The organism is Uliginosibacterium sp. TH139, assembly GCF_002855595.1.
GTDB classification, from domain to species: domain Bacteria; phylum Pseudomonadota; class Gammaproteobacteria; order Burkholderiales; family Rhodocyclaceae; genus Uliginosibacterium; species Uliginosibacterium aquaticum.
In genome coordinates this window covers 439,876-456,807 of sequence record NZ_PKRR01000003.1, presented here as the reverse complement: position 1 = coordinate 456,807, position 16,932 = coordinate 439,876, and the positions used below count along the sequence as shown (strand labels likewise).

At 59.6% G+C, this 16,932-nt stretch carries 13 protein-coding genes; 7 read left to right on the top strand and 6 right to left on the bottom strand.

Annotation, left to right across the window (positions count from 1 at the left end):
• Window positions 1-86: 86 nt before the first annotated feature.
• The gene (locus C0V76_RS09140; RefSeq protein ID WP_216821700.1) at window positions 87-1,877 is read left to right on the top strand and encodes an ABC transporter ATP-binding protein/permease; all 1,791 of its coding nucleotides are present in this window, start codon (window positions 87-89) and stop codon (window positions 1,875-1,877) included.
• Window positions 1,878-1,938: 61 nt separating this feature from the next.
• Here the strand turns inward: C0V76_RS09140 and C0V76_RS19890 are convergent, their stop codons facing one another.
• The gene (locus C0V76_RS19890; protein ID WP_158239192.1) at window positions 1,939-2,112 is read right to left on the bottom strand and encodes a hypothetical protein; all 174 of its coding nucleotides are present in this window, start codon (window positions 2,110-2,112) and stop codon (window positions 1,939-1,941) included.
• Between the two features lie 14 nt (window positions 2,113-2,126).
• Between C0V76_RS19890 and C0V76_RS09135 the strand changes: the two genes are divergently transcribed.
• Window positions 2,127-4,142, top strand: coding sequence for a BCCT family transporter (locus C0V76_RS09135; RefSeq protein WP_101942079.1), 2,016 nt, complete (start codon window positions 2,127-2,129; stop codon window positions 4,140-4,142).
• Between the two features lie 57 nt (window positions 4,143-4,199).
• Here the strand turns inward: C0V76_RS09135 and C0V76_RS09130 are convergent, their stop codons facing one another.
• Window positions 4,200-5,225, bottom strand: coding sequence for a hypothetical protein (locus C0V76_RS09130; RefSeq protein WP_101942078.1), 1,026 nt, complete (start codon window positions 5,223-5,225; stop codon window positions 4,200-4,202).
• A gap of 68 nt (window positions 5,226-5,293) precedes the next feature.
• On the opposite strand from C0V76_RS09130, the gene ruvB reads away from it, so the two are divergent.
• The 3 genes from ruvB (at window position 5,294) to C0V76_RS09115 (ending at window position 7,770) form a co-directional block, all read left to right on the top strand.
• Window positions 5,294-6,358, top strand: coding sequence for a Holliday junction branch migration DNA helicase RuvB (gene ruvB, locus C0V76_RS09125; protein ID WP_101942242.1), 1,065 nt, complete (start codon window positions 5,294-5,296; stop codon window positions 6,356-6,358).
• Entirely contained in the window at window positions 6,355-6,990 is a 636-nt protein-coding gene (locus C0V76_RS09120) for a DUF502 domain-containing protein (protein WP_101942077.1), read from the top strand. The genes ruvB and C0V76_RS09120 overlap by 4 nt, the downstream gene beginning before the upstream one ends.
• A 63-nt stretch (window positions 6,991-7,053) precedes the next feature.
• A complete protein-coding gene (locus C0V76_RS09115; RefSeq protein WP_101942241.1) occupies window positions 7,054-7,770 on the top strand; it encodes a UPF0149 family protein in 717 nt (238 codons plus the stop codon).
• 122 nt (window positions 7,771-7,892) lie between these two features.
• Here the strand turns inward: C0V76_RS09115 and C0V76_RS09110 are convergent, their stop codons facing one another.
• Window positions 7,893-9,293, bottom strand: coding sequence for an EAL and HDOD domain-containing protein (locus tag C0V76_RS09110; RefSeq protein WP_101942076.1), 1,401 nt, complete (start codon window positions 9,291-9,293; stop codon window positions 7,893-7,895).
• A gap of 137 nt (window positions 9,294-9,430) precedes the next feature.
• Between C0V76_RS09110 and C0V76_RS09105 the strand changes: the two genes are divergently transcribed.
• Complete coding sequence (locus C0V76_RS09105; RefSeq protein ID WP_101942075.1) at window positions 9,431-10,033, top strand: flavin prenyltransferase UbiX; 603 nt, start codon at window positions 9,431-9,433, stop codon at window positions 10,031-10,033.
• 82 nt (window positions 10,034-10,115) lie between these two features.
• Here the strand turns inward: C0V76_RS09105 and C0V76_RS09100 are convergent, their stop codons facing one another.
• Entirely contained in the window at window positions 10,116-11,045 is a 930-nt protein-coding gene (locus C0V76_RS09100; protein ID WP_101942074.1) for a hypothetical protein, read from the bottom strand.
• 324 nt (window positions 11,046-11,369) lie between these two features.
• On the opposite strand from C0V76_RS09100, the gene C0V76_RS09095 reads away from it, so the two are divergent.
• Window positions 11,370-13,019 carry an ABC-F family ATPase gene (locus C0V76_RS09095; protein WP_101942073.1) on the top strand — a complete coding sequence of 550 codons (1,650 nt, stop codon included), beginning with the start codon at window positions 11,370-11,372 and terminating at the stop codon, window positions 13,017-13,019.
• 199 nt (window positions 13,020-13,218) lie between these two features.
• Here the strand turns inward: C0V76_RS09095 and C0V76_RS09090 are convergent, their stop codons facing one another.
• Both C0V76_RS09090 and C0V76_RS09085 read right to left on the bottom strand, forming a co-directional pair.
• On the bottom strand, window positions 13,219-14,535 hold the full coding sequence (locus C0V76_RS09090; RefSeq protein ID WP_101942072.1) for an McrC family protein: 1,317 nt from the start codon (window positions 14,533-14,535) through the stop codon (window positions 13,219-13,221).
• Window positions 14,532-16,928 carry an McrB family protein gene (locus tag C0V76_RS09085; protein ID WP_101942071.1) on the bottom strand — a complete coding sequence of 799 codons (2,397 nt, stop codon included), beginning with the start codon at window positions 16,926-16,928 and terminating at the stop codon, window positions 14,532-14,534. Before C0V76_RS09085 ends, C0V76_RS09090 begins: the two co-directional genes overlap by 4 nt.
• Window positions 16,929-16,932 lie beyond the last annotated feature (4 nt).

Sequence of the window (16,932 nt, the reverse complement as noted above, 5' to 3'; positions counted from 1 at the left end):
GTTCCTGTGCGTATCGATGCCCTGCTGACGGCCTCTCGCTACAGATCGTGAACAGCTTCTAAGGCGTTTCATATTCGGGGATGCAGATGGACTGGAATCAGGAACTCGTCAATAGCGCGCTGTGGCTGGCCAAGGCCTTCGTCATCAGCGTGCTGGTGTTCGGTAGCATCGTGTTGTGGCTGGCCCGGCGCAGCGCCTGGGGGCGGCAGGTCAAACGGATCGCCTGGCCCTGGTTCGATCCGCGCCGCAGCTGGCGGCCACTGGCGATGGTGGTCTTGCTGGTCTTGCTGACCCTGGTGTCGGTGCGCATGAATGTGCTGTTTTCCTTCTGGTACAACGGTATCTACACCGCGATGCAGAAGCTGGAAGCCAAGCCTTTTTGGTTCCTGATGGGCGTATTCGGGGTGCTGGCCGCTTTGCATGTGGCGCGTGCTTTGTTCACCACCTATCTGCGCGAATCCTTCCAGATCCGCTGGCGCGCAGCGCTGAGCGAGAGCCTGATGGAGCGCTGGCTGGCCGGCCAGACCTATCATCGCAGCCAGTATCTGGCGGAGCAGATCGACAACCCGGATCAGCGTATCCAGCAGGATGTCACCCAGTTCGTCGAAGGCACGCTGAAGCTCTCACTGGGCATGCTGGAGGCCATCGTGTCGCTGATCGAATTCACCCTCATGCTGTGGGGCTTGTCCGGCGCGCTGGCTCTGCTGGGTTTCGAGATCCCGCGAGCGATGGTTTTTCTAGTCTACATCTATGTGGCTGTGGCAACCGGGCTAGCAATCTGGATCGGCCGTCCGCTGATCGCACTGACTTTCCAGAACGAGCGCTTCAACGCCGACTTCCGCTATGCACTGATCCGCCTGCGCGAATATGGTGAAAGCATTGCCTTCTATGCGGGTGAGCAGGTTGAGCGCAGCACCCTGCTGCAGCGCTTCGCCAGCGTGATCCGCAATATGTGGGATCTGCTCTTTCGTGGTCTCAAACTGCAGGGTTTCAATCTGGCTGTGAGCCAGCTGGCGGTGGTCTTTCCGATCATTATCCAGGCGCCTCGGCTGTTTGCGCAGCAGATCACTTTGGGCGACCTGATGCAGACTTCGCAGGCCTTCGGCCAGGTGCAGGACGCGCTGTCCTTCTTTCGCAGTTCCTACGATGAGTTTGCCAGCTATCGGGCAGTGCTGGCACGCCTTGGCGGTTTTCTGGATGTCATCGATCAGACCGCAGCACTGCCGGTAGTGGAAATCCGTAGCGATGGCGCGCGGGTGGCCGTCAGCGCGCTGACGGTGCGTTCAACGACGCAGCAGGTGCTGCTTGCGGATCTTGACCTGGAGCTGGCTGCCGGCGAATCCCTGCTGATTCGCGGCCCTTCCGGAGTAGGCAAGACCACCCTGCTGCGAGCCATGGCGGGGTTGTGGCCGTTTGCCGCGGGGCAGGTGGTGCGGCCGCAGGGGCGTGCTGTGCTGTTCCTGTCGCAGAAGCCTTATCTGCCCCTCGGTACGCTGCGCGCCGCGCTCTTCTATCCGGCGCCAGCACTCGTCAATGAGCATGCCGCCGAGGTGTTGCGCCAGTGTCAGCTTCCCCATCTGATCGAACGACTCGACGAAGAGGCTGACTGGAGCCGCATTCTCTCGCTGGGTGAGCAGCAACGCCTGGCCATCGGCCGCGCTCTGCTGGCGAAGCCTGCCGTGATTTTCATGGATGAATCCAGCTCGGCGATGGACGAAGGCCTCGAGCACGCCATGTATGCCTTGCTGCGTGAGCGCCTGCCGGAGAGCACGCTGATCAGCGTTGGGCATCGCAGCAGCCTGCTGGCCTTCCATCAGCAGGCTTTGCGCCTCGAAGGTGGCGGGGGCTGGTGTCTGGAGCGGCTCGCTGCGGTCTGATTCACACTCTGACACACAGGGCAGGCATGCCAGGGGAACTCTCCGCGCCGCCCTCGTGTCTTTAATGAAAGACATGGATGATTTGTTGATGAATGCTTTTTGCATTTTTGTTATCCACTGCATGCCAGCCAACATCTTTAGTTGAGCAGTTTCTTTGCGTCACGCAGCGCGCATCCCTTGCCGCAAGCTTCATGCTGTTTCTGTCCGTAGCTGACAGCGCTTGCTTGCGTGCCATGACAGGAGAATCAGATGAGTGAAGTGCGAGCGCCCTTCCACACTTTCAACCTGCCCGTGTTATTACCCAGCCTGGCTTTGATCATTGGCCTGCTGATGTTCTGTGGCAGCGATCCAGCCGGAGCCGAAGCTTTCCTGAGCAGCGTACAGGGCTGGATCGCAACGCGTTTCTCGTGGTTTTACATTCTGGCCGTGTCCGGTTTCGTGATCTTCCTGGTCGGGATTGCGCTGAGTGCTTACGGCAAGATCCGGCTGGGTAGCGATGAATCCGAGCCGGAATTCAGCTTCCCCTCCTGGCTGGCGATGCTGTTTGCCGCTGGCATGGGCATCGGTCTGATGTACTACGGTGTTGGCGAGCCGCTACAGCATTTCGTTTCACCACCGCTGGGCGAGGGCAGAACGCTTTTGGCTGCGCGCGAGGCCATGAGCAGTACTTTCCTGCACTGGGGCTTCGGTGCCTGGGCCATTTATGGCACGGTGGGTCTGGTGCTGGCTTATTTTGGCTTCCGCTACAACCTGCCATTGTCGTTGCGCTCCGGTCTTTACCCGATCCTGCGCGAGCGTATCCACGGGCCGGCGGGCCATGCGGTCGACATTTTCGCGCTGTGCTGCACCTTGTTCGGCCTGGCGCCTTCGGTTGGCCTGGGCGTGGTGCAACTGGCTGCCGGGATTCATCGCCTGACCGGCTGGGATACCAGTGGTTTTGCTGTGCAGCTGGGCCTGATTGCCGGGGTGATCGTCCTGGCCGGCATTTCTGCCGCGACCGGCGTGGGCAAGGGCGTGCGACGCCTCTCGGAGCTGAACCTGGTGCTGGCTGTGCTGCTGATGCTCTTCGTGCTGTTCGCCGGCCCTACGCAGTATCTGCTGGGAGCGTTTGGCGATAACCTGGGGCATTACCTCGGCAACTTTGCCAGCCTCAGCCTGCGCAACTTCACCTATGCGCCGGCTAATAGCGAAGGCTGGCTGACAGGCTGGACGGTTCTCTACTGGGCCTGGTGGATGTCCTGGTCACCCTTTGTGGGCCTATTCATCGCCCGCATCTCGCGCGGCCGCACGATCCGTGAGTTCATCGCCGGGGTGTTGCTGATCCCCAGTGTGTTCACCTTCCTGTGGATGACGGTGTTCGGGAACTCGGTGATCTGGTTTGACATGAATGTGGCTCAAGGGGCGCTTTCTGCTACAGCGGGCAATGTCGATGCGCTGCTGTTTAGCTTCTTCGACTATCTGCCGCTACCGCTTTTGACTTCGACGGTGGCGCTGCTGCTGATCAGTGTGTTCTTTGTGACTTCAGCGGATTCTGGAGCGTTGATGCTGGACATGCTCTCGTCCCGGAGTGATCGCCCCTCACCGGTCTGGCAGCGTCTGTTCTGGGCCGTTTTGCTGGGCATGACAGCCGCCGTGCTGATGGGAACCGGTGGCCAGAAGGCCTTGATGACCATGACCCTGATCGCGGCTTTGCCCTTTGCGGTGATCATGCTGCTGCTGGTGTATTCGTTGTGGCGCGGGCTGGCGGCGGACCATCGCCATGCGCAGCAGAAGTTCACCCCTGCCAGCTCCTTCTGGAATGGCCTGCACTGGAAGCAGCGGCTGGATCAGATCCTGCACCAGCCAACCGAATATGACGTGAAGCACTTCATCACCCAGCTGGTGCTCCCGGCGCTGGAGGAGGTGGCGGCTGAAATGCGCAGTAAGGGCTGTGCGGCGGAACTTCGTCACGAAGCGGATGGCGCCTGCGCGCTGGTGATGCCGCAAGCCAGCCTGCGCGACTTTGTGTACGGGGTGCGTCCTGTATCGCGCCCGCTGGCGGCCTTCGCATTGAATGCAACCGGTTTGCCGGCGAGCGAGCGTCGCCACACCTGGACGCCGCTGACCTTTTTTGCGGACGGCCGCAGCGGCTACACCATCGAGTATCTGCGGCGCGAAGAAGTGATTGCCGACGTACTGCGCCAGTACGAGCGCTACCTGGCCCTGAGCCAGAGCCCGCAGGCGCACCTCATCAATACCACGCCGGAACATCGGCCCGCAGTCTGAATCGGAAACACCGGCAGAGCCCCACGCATGCGGGCCTGCCGGTGTTTTCCTGTGTGATCAGAGCCAGCGTTCGGCGCTGTCGAGCTTGAGCTTGCGCCCCTCACCGATCAGGCTGCGATCCACCCGCAGCGGGAGGAAGGCGCGGCGTTGCGGCAACTGACGTGTGAAGCTGACCACGCCGAATTCAACCTCCTCGCCGCTGTGGCCCTCGCAGACCACGTTCATGCTATCGAGACGTACCGTGCGCCGTTCGATCTGCAGGTGTTTGGCCGGCTCGGTCAGTACTTCCATCAGATAGCCGAGCTGGCGCTCCAGCAAGTCTTCCGAGCCCCCGAGGGCGGCGAGTTCGGCTTCATTCTCCTCAAGCTTCTGCAGCAAGGCGTGCGAGTCATCGTTGCTCACCAGCAGGCCATCCCCACCGAGGAAGGAGTCCGCCCCGGCGCCGCGTTGGCGGAAGGTGGCGAGGCGGGCGCTGATCAGCTGGCGCTGCTCGGCGAGTTCGCGGCGTTGGGCCTGCTCGCCTTCCATGTGCTCCAGTGCGGTGACGGCCAGCTCATCGAGCAGGCGGCGGGCCACACTGCGCCACAGATCCTGTTCCGTGCGGGCAAACAGGCGCAGGCGTGGCTGGCGGAAGGAGAGCGCGGTCTGCGCCACATCGCGCACCACCATCTGCCCCTGCATGCCGACGCCGAAATGACGGTTCTCTTCGTACTCCATCGCGAGCACGGCGTAGATCGGATCGAGCGGCGAACTCTGGGCCGCGTAATTGCGCAGTGAGTCGCAGCTGCCGAACACTTCCTGCATGCTGTCGGCGGCGCCGAAGAATGCGTGCAATGAGGGGTCCAGCGACCAGGCGAGGGCCGTGGCGTCATGCACTGCCGGCATGTCGCCGCGGCGCGCCATCAGGAACTCCAGGCAGATGCGCACCGGCCCGCTGAGCCGTTCGTGGTAGCGCGGCACCAGCGTCAGGCGTGAATCCGTCATCTTCACCAGATAGGCGATGGTGTTGTTGATCAGATCGGGGGACAGGCGTTCATCGCCAAGGCTGGGGGTGCTCTGGCGGAACCAGTCGAGTAATCCCATGATGGTCTTCCTTGCGTGCTGATTTTCAAGAGTACGCCAGCCCTGTGCCCTGTGCTATGTTCCTCGTCATGATTCAAACAGATCAGATTCAGGGCACAGGTGCGCCGCGCATCGTCTCCGCCGTGACCACCACACCGCAGGAAGATGCCATCGAGCGTGCCCTGCGCCCCAAGCGCCTGGCCGAGTATGTCGGCCAGCAGAAGATCCGCGAGCAGTTGGAGATCTTCATCCATGCCGCCAAGAATCGCAGCGAGGCGCTCGACCATGTGCTGCTCTTCGGCCCGCCCGGCCTCGGCAAGACCACCCTGGCCCACATCATTGCCGCCGAGATGGGCGTGAATCTGCGCCAGACCTCCGGCCCGGTGCTGGAGCGCGCTGGTGATCTGGCCGCGCTGCTGACCAATCTTGAGCCGCACGACGTGCTGTTCATCGACGAAATCCACCGCCTCTCACCGGTGGTCGAGGAAATCCTCTACCCGGCGCTGGAGGATTACCAGATCGACATCATGATCGGCGAGGGCCCGGCCGCGCGTTCGGTCAAGCTTGATCTGCCGCCCTTCACCCTGGTTGGCGCCACCACGCGGGCCGGCATGCTCACCAACCCGCTGCGCGACCGTTTCGGCATCAATGCGCGGCTGGAGTTCTATACGCCCGAAGAACTGGGCTACATCGTCAGCCGTTCGGCAGGCCTGCTCGGCGTCGCCATCGAGGAGGAAGGCGCGCTCGAAATCGCCCGCCGTGCGCGCGGGACCCCGCGTATCGCCAACCGTCTGCTGCGGCGTTGTCGTGACTATGCAGAGGTCAAGGCCGATGGCCGCATCACCAAGCTGGTGGCGGATGCTGCCCTGTCGATGCTGGACGTTGATCACCTTGGCCTCGATCTGATGGACCGCAAGATGCTCGGCGCGATGCTGGAGAAATTCGGTGGCGGCCCGGTCGGGCTGGACAATCTGGCCGCAGCCATCGGTGAGGCGCCGGACACTATTGAAGATGTGCTGGAGCCTTATCTGATCCAGCAGGGTTATCTGCAGCGCACGCCGCGTGGCCGCGTCGCCACGCCGGTGATGTGGCGCCATTTCGGTCTCGTGCAGCCGCGCAGCGGTGCGCCGGATCTCTTCGAGGGCGGCCAATGAAACGCATCCTGAAGGCGCCGCTGAATACCTTCCTGGCGGGGCTGCTGGCCTCGCTGCCGCTGATCCTCACCTTCATCATGCTGGGCTGGGTCGCCAATCTCATCAAGCAACTGCTTGGGCCGGGCAGCATCATCGGTGGCCTGTTCTCGGCAATTGGCCTGCAGATGGTGGAAAACGAGTGGAAAGCCTATCTGCTCGGGGTGCTGGTGTTGCTCAGCGTGGTGTTTGCGCTCGGCCTGGTGGTGCAGACCAGCTTGCGCCGCCACCTGCGGGCATTGATCGACCGCAGCGTCAAGCGCCTGCCCCTGATCGGCACGCTGTATGACGCCACGGATCGCTTCGTCGGCATGTTCGATCGCAAGCAGCAGACTGATCTGGCGGCCATGAAACCGGTGTGGTGCTTCTTCGGTGGCGAGGGCGGCACGGCCGTACTGGCCCTGATGCCCAATCCGGCGATCATCGAGTTGGGCGGCAAACCCTATCGTACGGTGCTGGTGCCGACTGCGCCGATCCCGATCGGCGGCGGCCTGCTGTATGTGCCGGCCGAATGGGTAAAGCCGGCGGATATGGGTGTCGAGCAACTCTCCAGCATCTATCTTTCCATGGGGCTCACGGCTCCGAGCAAAGCCTGACAAATCCGGGCCGATCGAACCTGTTGTAGGCGACAATACGCTATTGACTCTCCGGTACCTGCCATGACTGCACCCCAGCTTGAAACTCCGCTGAATGACGACGAACTCGAAGAGCTCGACACGCTGCTGGACCGTTATCCCGGCTCCTGCGCGATTGAGGAACTCGATGGTCTGTTCTGCGCCCTGATCATCGGCCCTGAGACCATCCTGCCGAGTGAGTGGCTGCCGGTGGTGCTGGGCGAGGAAGAGGACGGCGAGATCAGCGAGGAAGATACCCGCCGTGTCTTCGAGCTCCTGATCCGCCACTGGAACAGCGTGTCGGCCGGCTTCCGCGAAGACTGGTCCGGCGTGTCAGCCAGTGAAGGCTCCGAGCTGATGTATTTCCCCTATCTTGAAGACCCGCTCGACAGTGGCTGGCCGCTGGCCGAAGGCTGGGCGCGCGGCTTTCGTGATGGCATGGACTGGCTCGAAGACCAGTACTGGGATGCGCTGGAAGAAGACGAAGAGTGCGTGGCGGTGCTCAACCTGATCGCCGCGTTCGATACCGGCGAGAAGTCCCCCGGCCATCCGCTCACCGAAAACGAGCGGGACGAAGTCATCAGCCTGCTGGTGGCAGGTTTGCAGTACCTCTACGTGTTCTGGCGGCGTTACCTCAAAGTGGTGAATGCCTCGCGCGAGCCGATCCGTGCCGAGGATGTGCCGGGCCGTAACGAGGAATGCCCCTGTGGCAGCGGCAAGAAGTACAAGAAGTGCTGCGGCGCGCCCGAGAAGCTGCACTGAGCAGCCTGTGGTCCCAAGTTTGGGCCCTGAGTAGAAATGTGCGCCGGCTTGTGCCGGCGTAGTTTTTTGTGAGAGCCGTTACTGGGCAGTCCTAAAGGCGTCCTCAGGGCGTTGAGCGGTTTTTACTGCCGGGCGCGCAGGGCGGGCTGGGCGGCAATTTCGGCCACCCAGTTGATCGCTTCTACCTGGCGTGCGCTGACCTTGTTGCTGGTCAGTCCCAGCATCAGCGCGTAGCGTGCGATTTCCGACGCCACGCCGCGCTCGCAGGCGTCAGCCAGCGACAGGTACATGCCGTAAGCGCCCTCGTGGCGCAGCAGGGCGGCGTTCAGAGGCTCGGCCAGGCGCAAAGGCTTCACGGCGGTTTCAAGTGGCACTTTGAGGGCCACATCAAGCATCGAGAACAGGCCCAGCACGAACAGCTTCTCGCATTGTTCGGGCGGCAGGCGATAGCTGCCGACGAGTTCCAGGAAGCGGGCGCGGGTCAGCGCAATTTCGGTCAGGGCGGTATCGCCCATTGCACCGCCGGAGAGGAGCAACAGGGTCAGCCAGCGATCCATCTGCGCCTGGCCCAGTATCAGCAGACCCTGCTCGATGGTGGCGATCTGCTGGTTCAGGCCGTGAGCGGCTGAATTCACGTAACGTAACAGGCGGTAGGACATGGCCATGTCCTGCTTCAAGACCCGGGCTACTTCGCGCAGATTGGTTTCCTCCTGGATCTGGTTGATCAACGAGGCCACGGTGAGCATCTGCGGTGAGAGTTCATTGCCGCCCCAGTCCTCGCGGCGGGTCACAAAGGCGCCGGAGAAACGTGTGCAGCGCAGGCGACGCGCCAGCTCGAAGTCTTCCTGAGTATTCACATCCCAGGCGCCGAGGCGGATGCCCGGCTGCAGTTCGCGCACCTCCCGGAATAGTGCATCCGCTTCGAAGGGGGTGCGCAGGGCGAGTCTCAGGGTCACGCCGCTGGCTTGTCCAAGCAGGCTGTGACACCAGGGGCTGCCGATCACGTCATCGAGCCAGACCTCGTGACCGGCATCCTGCATGGCGCTCATCGCTTCACGCAGATCTGCCGAGGCCGGCCGGCTGGTGTCATCGGCAAGCAGCAGCACACAGGCACGTGCCGGCAGCTTGCCAGTGCCCAAGCGCATCAGGCTCAACTCCGAGAGTTGCACCCAGGCCTGACGCTGCCGCATCGGCGTGTGGCGCAAACTGGCGAGTTGATCCACCAGCACGCCATCGAGAAAACGGCGCGCGGCATTCCGCTGGGTCTGGATCTTGTCACGCAACTCGCCGCGCACGAAAAACTCCACACCGCGTACGGCCAATGCTTCATCCAGCACTTCGCGATGCACCAGTACTGGTTCGGCCTCCACCGTCATGCCGGCAGGCAGGGGGCGTGCCGCTATCTCGGGGATAGGCGCACCGGTTTCTTTTGCGGAAGCAGTGGTGGGCTTGGCGCGCAGAGCGACTGGAGCGGGAGTGTCGTCCAACCAGTGCTGGAAGGCGGTGATCAGTTTGCCGAGCATGGAGGCGCAAGGTTCGAATAGGGTACGTTTCGTTTTACGGCAGAAAAGGCTCCGGGTTTAGCTGTCGCGTGCTGTGCTGGATTGACCTCGCAGTCTGCAGTGCTAGGATCGACTGACTCTCACTTCCTACCCTGACCATGAAAACCATCACCGTCGCCCTCACCGGGGCCTCCGGCATGCCCTATGGCCTGCGTCTGATCGAGTCCCTGCTGGTTGCGGGATGCCGTGTGCAGGTGGTCTACACCCAGGCCGCGCAGATCGTGGCGAAACAGGAAATGGATCTGCAACTGGGCTCTACGCGGGAAACCGAGGCGATGCTGCGAGCGCGCTTCGCCGCGGCGGAGGGGCAGCTTGTGGTTTACGGCCGGGAAGAATGGTTTGCGCCAATCGCTTCCGGCAGCAATCCACCCGATGCGATGGTGATCTGCCCTTGCACCATGGGCACGCTGGCCGCTGTGGCGGCGGGTTTGTCGAGCAACCTGATCGAGCGTGCGGCGGACGTTTGCCTCAAGGAAGGTCGCAAGCTGGTGATCGTGCCGCGCGAAGCGCCATTCTCCACCTTGCACCTGGAAAACATGCTGCGCCTATCGAGGATGGGCACCGTGATCCTGCCGCCCAACCCCGGTTTCTACCACCATCCTCAGACCTTGCAGGATCTGGTGGACTTCGTGGTGGCGCGGATTCTGGATCAGCTGGGCGTGGCGCATCACCTGATGGCGAAGTGGGGCGAGGCTGACTGAGCCTGAGGCTTAATAAAAAGCCCCGTCCGGGGACGGGGCTTTTCGCTTCTACGACTACTTTATGGCTTGCAGAGCTGCGCTATCAATAGCCCGTCGTAGTACCGAGGCTGGACGGCAACTGACCGCTTAGTTGAGCGGGTGTATAAGCGCCATTCATCCAAACCATCCAGTCCAGCGAACCCTGATACTTATTGGATGTGCTGTTGGCTCCGAACGCAACGTAGTTGTCGGTTGTGGTGCTTGCGGGCCGTAGTGCGCCTGCCGTGGCCACCGAGAGGTTGGCATTCTCAGCGCCGTCGACGTAGGTTGTAAACGTACCCGTGCTAGCCGAAGTGAGTGTCAGAACAATGTGATAAATATGGTAGGAACTGACGTCTACCGTGTTGTCCTTGATAGAGTTTGTATTGTCATACTTCTCAATTTGCGGGCCGGTCGTGGTATTGGTCGAGACGATCAGTTTGACACGGCTGGCAGCACCGGCGGCGGTGTCCGGGACGGCAATTTCAAGATCCATGCCTTTATAGGTTGCGGCCGCGCCCTTGACGCGTGCAACGAAAGTGACGGATTTCGGATAGGTGCTGGATGCATCGAAGGCTCCGGTGTACTTGGCCCAGTTCGTTGCAGCGGCAGCGGAGGTGTCTACCGTTTCCTCACCTGCGCCGTTGTTCGCGAAGTTGGCTCCCGAAACGGTGAAAGATGCGGCTGTAGCGTTACTCAGCGTGATTGCGGCGGAGTTGTCCGGGGCGTTGGTTGCGCTGTATGCGTTGATCGGAACACCAGCCGCAACCGAAGCTGCTGTTGAGGAGGTGGCTGTTGCCGTCGAAGAGGTGGCTGCTGCCGTCGAAGAGGTGGCTGCTGCCGTCGAAGAGGCTGCCTTGCTTGACGCCGCTGCGCTGGAGGCGGCTGCAGTTGTCGTGCTGCTACCCGAATCATCACCACCGCCGCCACCGCAGGCGACCAGGATCAGGCTGAGGAGCAGCGCGCCGGCTGCCGGTTTGATCGAACGATGCATCTTGAGTCTCCTTCATGGATGGTCAGTCCGGGCGCTGCCCTGGCTGCGATCCTTGGTTGCTGTTGTCTGGCCGTCGCCAGACGGTCCGGACTTGTCACTGGTTTTGGTTCCGGTAACAAGTAGGAACAAATCCTACACCGATACCCTCTAGTTATGGAATTGATTAATCGCATCATTTTTTTCATTTATTACTTTGTTTTGCATTTCGGCAACAGATCAAAAAGTCAGGCAACTGCTTGAGCTGTCGGGTTTTTTTGTGCTGCGCTAGAATAGTGAGCTTTGCTGCCTGCCCCTCCGGGTAGCCGATTTCCGGGAACACCTGTCGTGCTTATCGCCAACAACATCACCATGCAGTTCGGGGCCAAGCCCCTGTTTGAAAACGTCTCGATCAAGTTCGGCGACGGCAACCGCTACGGTCTGATCGGCGCCAATGGCGCCGGCAAGTCGACCTTCATGAAGATTCTGGCGGGAGTGCTGGAGCCTTCGGCTGGCAACGTGGCGCTGGATTCGGGTGAGCGCATGGCATTCCTGCGCCAGGATCAGTTCGCTTATGAAGATGTGCGGGTGCTGGACGTGGTGATGATGGGCCACGAGCAGATGTGGGCCTGCATGCAGGAAAAGGATGCGATCTACGCCAATCCGGAAGCCACCGAAGACGACTACATGCACGCGGCCGAGCTGGAGCACCAGTTCTCCGAATACGACGGCTACACCGCCGAGGCGCGTGCCGGCGAGTTGCTGCTGGGCGTGGGCATCCCGACCAGCCAGCACAATGGGCCGATGCGCGAAGTGGCGCCGGGCTGGAAGCTGCGTGTGCTGCTGTGTCAGGCCTTGTTCTCGAACCCGGACATCCTGTTGCTCGATGAGCCGACCAACAACCTCGATATCAACACTATCCGCTGGCTGGAGCATGTGCTGAACAATCGCAACAGCACGATGATCATCATCAGTCACGACCGCCACTTCCTGAATCAGGTGTGCACGCACATGGCCGATCTGGACTATGGCCGCATCCAGACTTACCCCGGCAACTGGGATGACTACACGGAAGCCGCTCAGCAGGCGCGCGAACAGCAGTCGCGTGACAATGCACGCGCCAAGGAAAAGGTCGCCGAGTTGCAGGAGTTCGTGCGCCGTTTCTCGGCCAACAAGTCGAAAGCCCGTCAGGCCACTAGCCGCGCCAAGCAGATCGAGAAGATCAAGATTGAGGACTTCAAGCCTTCCAGCCGCCAGTACCCGTGGATTCGCTTTGACTTTGACGAGAAAGAGAAGCTGCACCGTCAGGCGGTGGAGATCGAAAACCTTAGCTTCGGCTACGAGCCGGGCCAGAAAATCATCAACAAGCTCACTGTCACCTTTGATGCGGGCGACCGTGTGGCGATCATCGGTGAGAACGGTGTCGGTAAGACCACGCTGATGAAGCTGCTGGTAGGCGAGCTCACCCCAACCTCCGGCACGATCAAGTGGGCTGAGAAGGCCAAGCTCGGCTACTACGCACAGGATCACGCCAAGGATTTCGAAGTCGACGAGAACCTGACCGACTGGATCTCGGGTTATGTGCGCGAAGGTGGCTATGAAGGCGACGACGCCGAAACCCTGATTCGCGGCACGCTCGGCCGTCTGCTCTTCAAGGGCGATGACGTGAAGAAATCCGTCAAGGTGATTTCCGGGGGCGAGCAAGGCCGCATGCTCTTCGGCCGCCTCATGCTCCAGCGCAAGAATGTAGTGCTGCTGGATGAGCCGACCAATCACTTGGACATGGAATCCATCGAGTCGTTGAACTCTGGCGTAATGGACTTTGGCGGCACCCTGATCTTCGTCTCGCACGACCGCGAGTTCGTCGATTCTCTGGCTACCCGCATTCTTGAACTCAAGGAAAACGGCGAGGTCGTGGATTACCGCGGGACCTACGAGGAATATCTCGCTAACTGCGTGTTGCCGGCTGAGTACGCGAAAGCGAACAAGAAAGCGTAATAGACACGGAAGTGCAAAATTCAGGGTATGGACACACCGGCCCGACGGTGGCGTTGCTCTTGTGGGTTTTGATCAAGTTCATAAACTGACTCTTGCCCAGAACGAGGTCTGGACTTGCTCCGCGTAGCGGAGCAAGTCAGAAAGCAAGCGAAGCGCCGCAGATTTTTCTGGCTCTTTGTTGGCTGCGTTTTATTAAACGCTACGCATCAAGCTTGTTAAGTCCTGCTGCTGATAGAAAAATCCCGTCCAGCTCATTTGAAGACGGTAGCTTCAACTTTCTAGCCTTGAGATAAAACGGCAGCACCCAAAGACGCATTCCATTCGCCTTCGGAAACGCGAAGACAGGCAGCGGCTCTGCAAAGGCGTCTGTCTTGGGGTAGATCAATACGATGTCCCCGTCGCCGTCCAGGTAGTGATGACCATAGGCGTACAGCTGATAGAAATCGGCCTGGCTGAGTTGGTATTTCTCTCGCCCGTTCTTTTTCGCAGAATCTAGCAGCTTCCATTTCGTGTCTAAGACCAAGCGTGTGGTTTGCTTCTGCTTAACCAATAAGTCAGGCTTCAAGCGGAACCATCGCTGATCGTCGTGCGCAACGAGGTGCTGGCTGCTTGCCTGCGCCTTCAAGACGAAGTCATCGCGTAACTGCTTTGCCAAGTGCTTCTCGACGTAGGCCTCAAACACGGCCTCCATCGGAAACAGCAGCGAAGGGGCATGATGCGTTCCCATCCCTGAAATCGGGCTAAGGCCCTGCAGGATCAGCTTCGCCCAGTCCAACGCAGATTCGTAATAGCCCATGCCTCGATCCAGCCTGATTCGCTGAATATCTAAGGCAACATCGACGGACAGTGGGACATCCGCGAAAACGAAGCCAAGTTCGCGTGCGACACGCTGGCTCTCCTGTGAACGGCACAGGGTGAGCGCATGACGAAGCGCTGTATGAATCAGTCGGTTCTCTGCGCGGTCCTGCGAAAACTCATCATGCTCTGTGAAGAAGCGATCACGACGCAGCAGATTCTGTGATATCTGCTGTGCGACCAACAGACGGCCGCGCAAGGCAAAGAGATTGTCCTGTCGCGCAACATAGTCACTACGCAATCCACGCTTAATCAGCGTACTCACTGCCGACAAGAATTGCTGGATAAACACCTCCAGGAGAGGCATCCGTTCAGCCACCAAGTCCGCGTTAGCTGTTTTGATGTGCCGAAAGCCAGCCAAGCACTTAAGCATTTCAATGAGGAGTGCGCGTGCCTCATCAGGTGAAGTGTGCTTTCCCGTTTTCGGCAGCACTTCAATTTGAAACCCACAAGGCGCACGAAGCACCCCTACATAGCTGGTGACCTGAATAGCCCGCTGGCCATTCAGCTGGGTCAGCTTGAGCCAGCCAGGGGCATCTTCGTCACTTCTCAAGCATTGTGTTTCCAGCCAAGCGAAAACACGCCGGGGCACCGTAAGCCCTGCGGCACCTTCCTTTGCTTCGACAAGCTTGTCGAACTCAAAGATCGTCAGCGAATTCATTCAGCGTTTGCTACGGTGTTGGCTGCATAGATGCCCACGTACGCTTCAGGCAGAGCAAGCGCATCGGGATTCAACTGATACCGCGATCGAAGCGCATATTGATCCAACTCGTTATCACGACCGAACAAGGCCAGCAGATCCTCCTCGCGGCCAATTTCGTGCACGAATTGCAGCTCTGTATTTTTCGTCTTCTGGTTGTCGCCCAGAACCAGACGAATCTTCTGCCAGTCCTCGAAAAAATACTCCTCCAGAAGCGGGATGATCTTGTTTTTGAAGATGGTCTTCAGCTCATCGAATCTCTCGGTCTCCGGCAGGTCTTTGATTCCCGTGAAGTAGGCATGCCCGATGGTGTGATCACGGTCGTACAACGCCTCGACCCGCTTGTTCAGCATGGTCAGCATCTGTTCGAGATTGATGTCCACGCCGCCATGAGAAACGATGACGCCTGCCAGAACAGAAGGCTTTGGCATCGACTCGACAAACTCGAAGCGGCGGCGAAGCGCGGTATCGACCAGCGCGAGTGAACGGTCTGCGGTATTCATCGTCCCGATTACATCGACATTCGAGGGTACGCTGAAAGACTCTCCCGAGTAGGGAAGCGTGACGGTGACGGGATACTTCGCGCCCTCGCGCTTATCGATTTCCACGAGGGTGATGAGCTCTCCAAAGATCTTACTGATATTCCCTCGGTTGATCTCATCGATCACCATCGCAAAGCGTTTGTTGGGGTAGAGCCGAGCCCTTGCGCATAGCTTCTTGAAAGCACCTGATGCGACCCTGTATTTCACATCACCACTGGCGTCGTTCTCTTCGCTGGCGCCGTCTGCTTGCAACACAGGGCGTAAGCCCTCCACAAACTCCTCGTAGCCATAGGATTGATGGAAGGTCACAAACTCATAGCGCTTCAGTTGCTCTTTCTGATCAGGCCCCTTTTCCAGGCGATCCAAAATATCCAGCAAATCCGCACACTCATCCTTCCAGCCCTCGATCAATTGCCAGTTGGAGTCGGTCAATTTATCGAAAATTGCAGGGGCGACGCCTTTCTTTGTCTTAACCGTCTGGGAGCCACTTTGTGTGTGGTACTGCAACGCCCCCCAAAGCGTCTGGGTCGGGCTTTTGTTTCCCGTGTTGGTCGCCACGATGGCCTTGATGAACGGATGCTCACGCAATTGGGCGACTTTGGCTTTGCCGCCGAGTTGGTGCAGTGCTAAAGCGGCACCCTCCCACCATTTGAGATCGCCTATCTGTTCAGCGATGAATTGCTTGCGCCATTCTTCGATCGGAATTGAATTGATAGGATCTTTGTAATCTGCGCCGAGCAACTCACACAACTCATACGTTTTCCCGGTTCCTGGAGGGCCGTAGTAGATGCGATTGAAGGCTTGCGTAACGGGGGTGTCCATAGGCAGCTCCTCGTCATCGGAATCCTCATCGGACTCCGTCGGATCATCCAGAAGTTCATCGGGCCACAGACCAGGGCGTTCTGTTTCCAACACCAACCACCGTTCCAAGCTTTCGCGCTCAGAGGCCAAGGCGTCTTTAATTTGTTCCACCAGTTCTTCAGTTAATGGAACACGGTGCATTTCGACCACAGGGCCGACATCACGATGCCAGGATATCTTCCGGATGCCTTTTCCACGGACTATTCCAAGCACACCTATTGCCCGCTCGCTGCCAGGGCTTTTGCGGCCAAAACGCACTTGAATCCCTTTGCCCATGTGCCACCAGTCCAGTCCCGCTGCGTGAACGGCTTTGGCCAGTCTGCAAAACGTCGCTTTGTCTTCCGGCGACCAAGAAGCTCGGAATGTTTTGAAAGCAGGCTTGCCATCGAAATGTTTGAGCAGATCTTCATCGCTCAGTTCTTCAGCCAGCCTCAGCTTGGCTACCACCTCGTCATAGCGGAGCCGAAAATTGCGAATAGCTTTAACGCTCCACTCGACTAGTTCAGTCAGCGATTTACCCAGCCCTTCCGAGGCCGGAAGCATGGCGACAATAGGTGACTTGTTGTCATAGCCGCCACGCAGTGCAAGGTAGTCACGTCGAATGGGATTGCCCTCATCGAGCCCAACCGTATCGACCTTGACCACAAAAACATTGTCATCACCAATCCCAACGGTATAAGCCAGCTCTTTTGGCGAATTCGCAGCCGGGTAGATTCGCGCCCAGTTGTAGGGAAGGAATGAGTTCGCCTGACTGGTTGGGCGCTTGCGAACCTTGACCACCCCCTTCGGGAACAGCTTGGTCTTCACCCCGGTGGCCCACGCCTCGGTCACCTCGTAGGCCCTCTTCAGCTCCTCGTAAGCACGGTTCTGCTCGGGACTGGATTCGTCGCGCTTTTGCCCCTTCCACTTGTTCAGCAGCTTGAAGTGGTCACTGGTGAAATAGTCCGCCATGTTT